Source organism: Mucilaginibacter sp. P4_D1 (assembly GCF_056401935.1).
The window spans coordinates 1-3,925 of record NZ_JBFUIJ010000101.1 but is presented as its reverse complement, the minus strand read 5'-3'; the positions used below and the strand labels follow the sequence as shown (position 1 = coordinate 3,925).

The following is a 3,925-nucleotide window of genomic DNA, read 5'->3' as shown; positions in this document are numbered from 1 at the left end:
TCATTGGTCATTGGTCATTTGTCATTGGTCATTGGTCATTGGTCATTGGTCATTGGTCATTGGTCATTGGTCATTGGTCATTGGTCATTGGTCATTGGTCATTGGTCATTTAGGGCCAAGTTTAACTGGTAGTCATTGTTTTAAAAACTTTCAAATAATCTACTGATGACTAATGACAGCGAAGCGAAATGACCAATGACAAGCGCAGCGATGATGACCAATGACAAACCAGTAGCACTACGTTTAAAATAGCGTAAAAACACGTATATATAATTACCTGGATCCATATAGCTTTACTTCACAATTACTTAGCCCCCAATCTGTCATGATACAAAAAACTCAACACTACGGCTGGACTCCCGACCTGCCCGATCATCGCGATTTAAGATATGCTGTTGTAAGGCCCGAAGCTTTAGCTAAGCCGCTACCACCAATGGTTGACATGCGGCTGCAATGCCCTCCTGTTTATGATCAAGGCCAATTAGGCTCATGCACGGCCAATGCTATAGGTGGCGCTTTTCAGTTTGAGCTGATGCGCCAAAAACTGCCGGTTTTTAACCCATCGCGCCTGTTTATTTATTATAACGAACGAGTGCTGGAAGGTACCGTAAGCCAGGATAGCGGCGCCCAACTGCGCGATGGCATAAAATCAGTAGCCACCCTGGGTGTTTGCGACGAGAAACTTTGGCCGTATAATATCAAGAAATTTGCAAAAAAGCCAACAAAAACATCATTCACCAAGGCTAAAAAGAACCAGGCCCTGCAGTACACCCGCTTAAACAATATGAACATCAGCGAGTTAAAATCGTGCCTTGCTACCGGTAATCCTTTTGTTTTTGGCTTCACCGTTTACCAGAGCTTTGAAAGTGCCACTGTTGCCCAAACCGGCATAATGCCCATGCCCTCAAAAACCGAAAGTGTTTTGGGTGGCCACGCGGTTATGGCTGCCGGGTATGACGATAGTAAAAAAGCATTCATTATCCGCAATAGCTGGGGCGACGCCTGGGGACAAAAAGGCTATTTTTTAATGCCCTATGATTACATCACCAGCACCGACCTTGCTGATGACTTTTGGACAATAACGCAGGTGGAAGGATAATCTTTGATGTGCAGATTTCAGATTTCAAATGTGCAGATGATTTTTCTGCGCAGGTTTGATGTCTGAAATCTGCTTTTTTTTTCTGAACCGGGATTTAGCAGATTAATGAATTATGGGATTTTGTCTCAAATAATTCTTTCATCTGCCCATCTGAAACGGCGACGCCCTTAACGCAGTTAATCTGCACGCCTGCACATCAAAAAATCTTGATACTTGCTACTAACTACTTGATACTTTTTTATGGTGTTGCCTTCGGCCGGGCTTTTTGTTCATACGCCTGCAGGCATTACGCGCGTTGGCCGGTATCCACGCCAATCCCTAACACATTTGTTTGAATCAGAATTTTCAGGATTTAAGAATTAACAGAAATTGGTATAGCCCCCTTTTGCGAACTTCCCTTTTTGAATTTTGACTTTTGAATTTTGACTTAAGAAAGGTTTCTATCCTTAAACCAAACTTCGTCGGGCTTGGCGTCGAAGTTGCTCATCAGGCTTACCAGTTCAATTGGATCGCCAGAGGTAATCACCAGTTCGCGGTTGGCGGGTTTCAGGAATTTTTGCTCAACCATTACATCCAGTTGTTTTAGCAATGAATCGTAATATCCACCGGTATTAAGCAGGCCTATCGGGTGGCTGTGCAGGCCTAACTGCAGCCAGGTAAGTACTTCAAAAAACTCTTCAAGGGTACCCAGTCCGCCGGGCAGGGTAATGATTCCATCGCACAAATCATTCATCATTTGCTTGCGCTGGTGCATGTTATCTACAATATGCAACTCGGTTAGCCCGGTATGCCCAACTTCCTTATCCATCAAAAACTGGGGTATCACCCCTATCGCTTTACCGCCACGGCTTAAAATGGCATCGGCTATCAGCCCCATAACACCAACTTTACCGCCACCAAATACCAGGGTAATATCGCGGCTTACCATAACTTCGGCCAGTTGCTCAATAGCTTGTTTTAATAAAGGATCGCCGTTAAAGTTGGCGCCGCAGAATACGGAGATGGATTTCATTTATCTAAATTGATATAGTTATGGTTGCGTAAATAGTTTGATGATCAAGCTTCTGTATTCCTCATCTTTCTCTGCAAGTTCGACAACCTGCTGACCTTTGCGAACATTCAGAAACACTTMTGCTTCATCGCCGTCAGGAGTATCAAAAAACAACTTCAGCTGATTTAAGTAGTTCTGATCGGTATTGGCGTTGTTCACTAAAGCTTTGGCAAATATATCAAGATCAACAAAAGCTGCCGGTATCTTATCAACAAACTTTTTATTGGTATCAACCTTAATCTTATAAATTTCGGCAAGCGCATTCCTGAAATCGTCGCTCTTTTTACCAAGGCTCCTGATCATGACACCTTTACCGAACCCATTTTCGCCCTGGTTTGTATTTTTGGGTATCGCTACCTCAAAGCCAACAAGCTTTTGCTTATATTTTGCCTGTAAATCATACACGAACGATTTATCAACTTCTTTGATGTTGACTACAGAAAAACGAACATCACCGCCCCAAACGTTTTCGCCGTTGTCTTTATTAAGTAGATCAATAACATGTTCATTGTTGTGCATATTGCACCCCGTTAAAAATACTGTTATCAATAATGAACAAAAAAACACCATTTTAAATAATCGCATATAATTTAATTTGTCCGGTCAAATTACTGCTTTCTTTTTTAATGTTTTACACAAAATCAGTTTCGCATTATACTATCAGGACCGGCGAACTGGTTAGGATGCTAATGAAATGTGAAATACCCAATCGCACTGGATAGTATTATCCATTAACTTTAGCCGTTTATCCATTTAATACGTATTATTACATAATTACATTTACCAAACCTTATAAACCAAACATCCATATGAAAAAAGCCTTAATCCTTGCAGCCGTATTATTTACAATCGGCCTTAAAAGTACTTTTGCCCAAACTGTTACCAATCCCGATATTGAAACTACTGACAGCCCGACAAGCACCATCACCAAAATTGAGACGGATCAACAGTATACCGTAGTAAGTTTTAGGCATTATGCCGGCAGTGATAACGCCTGGGCCGTGCTTAACAAGGAAATTTATATTCAAACAGACGTTGATAATAAACATTACGGGTACGTAAAATCGGAAGGGATTGCCGTAGCTCCTGAGACGAGGAACACCTTAAAAAAACTAAATGATAAGCTGGAGTTTAAAGTGTATTTTAAAAAGATTCCCGCCAACACCAAAACCATCGATATTATTGAACGCGCCGGCAAACGGAGTGATGGAATAAACTATTTTAATTTTTATAACGTTGATGTTATACATTCATCGCCTGGGGATAAGGGCATAAAAATAACCAACGTGGAATTATTACCACCACCGGCGAATACCGACACTGTTAAAGGTTTATTTTATGGACACGGTAATGAAATGGCAAACGCCATGGCCCCCATGTATACATCCATGGTAAAAAGCTTGCTTGACGCTCAATTTGCTTATTACCAGCAGCCCGGAAAAATAGCCGAGATAGCAAAACTAAATAAAGAGTATTTTGATGCCCTTACCAAAGAGGGTTTTACCAACGACCAGGCTTTAAAAATAATAACATCAAACAGTATCATCCCAAAGTCGGCATCCATTAACGGCCAGTAATTAGCGGCCAAAGCTTCTTTAGTTTTTTAATTATTGAATTATTGAATGACTGTGAATAAAATTCAATAATTCAGTCATTCAATAATTCAATAATTGCTTACCTGCTTGTGTAATTAGGGGCTTCTTTAGTTTTTTAATTATTGAATGACTGTGAATAAAATTCAATAATTCAGTCATTCAATAATTCAATAATTGCTT

At 40.6% G+C, this 3,925-nt stretch carries 4 protein-coding genes; 2 read left to right on the top strand and 2 right to left on the bottom strand.

What is annotated here, in order from left to right:
• Positions 1–325: 325 nt before the first annotated feature.
• Positions 326–1,099 carry a C1 family peptidase gene (locus tag AC1DV1_RS31115; RefSeq protein WP_477368688.1) on the top strand — a complete coding sequence of 258 codons (774 nt, stop codon included), beginning with the start codon at positions 326–328 and terminating at the stop codon, positions 1,097–1,099.
• A gap of 427 nt (positions 1,100–1,526) precedes the next feature.
• Here the strand turns inward: AC1DV1_RS31115 and AC1DV1_RS31110 are convergent, their stop codons facing one another.
• Together AC1DV1_RS31110 and AC1DV1_RS31105 are read right to left on the bottom strand one after the other, a co-directional pair.
• Positions 1,527–2,111, bottom strand: a complete 585-nt coding sequence (locus tag AC1DV1_RS31110; RefSeq protein WP_477368685.1) for an LOG family protein — start codon at positions 2,109–2,111, stop codon at positions 1,527–1,529.
• Positions 2,112–2,129: 18 nt separating this feature from the next.
• Positions 2,130–2,669, bottom strand: coding sequence for a hypothetical protein (locus AC1DV1_RS31105; RefSeq protein ID WP_477368682.1), 540 nt, complete (start codon positions 2,667–2,669; stop codon positions 2,130–2,132).
• Positions 2,670–2,959: 290 nt separating this feature from the next.
• Here AC1DV1_RS31105 and AC1DV1_RS31100 point away from each other — a divergent pair, with 290 nt between their 5' ends.
• Entirely contained in the window at positions 2,960–3,727 is a 768-nt protein-coding gene (locus tag AC1DV1_RS31100; protein WP_477368679.1) for a hypothetical protein, read from the top strand.
• Positions 3,728–3,925: the final 198 nt, after the last annotated feature.

Excerpts from the sequence above, each read along its gene's own strand:
- AC1DV1_RS31115 (WP_477368688.1), top strand. The coding sequence starts at position 326 with ATGATACAAAAAACTCAACACTACGGCTGGACTCCCGACCTGCCCGAT.
- AC1DV1_RS31110 (WP_477368685.1), bottom strand. The coding sequence starts at position 2,111 with ATGAAATCCATCTCCGTATTCTGCGGCGCCAACTTTAACGGCGATCCT.
- AC1DV1_RS31100 (WP_477368679.1), top strand. The coding sequence starts at position 2,960 with ATGAAAAAAGCCTTAATCCTTGCAGCCGTATTATTTACAATCGGCCTT.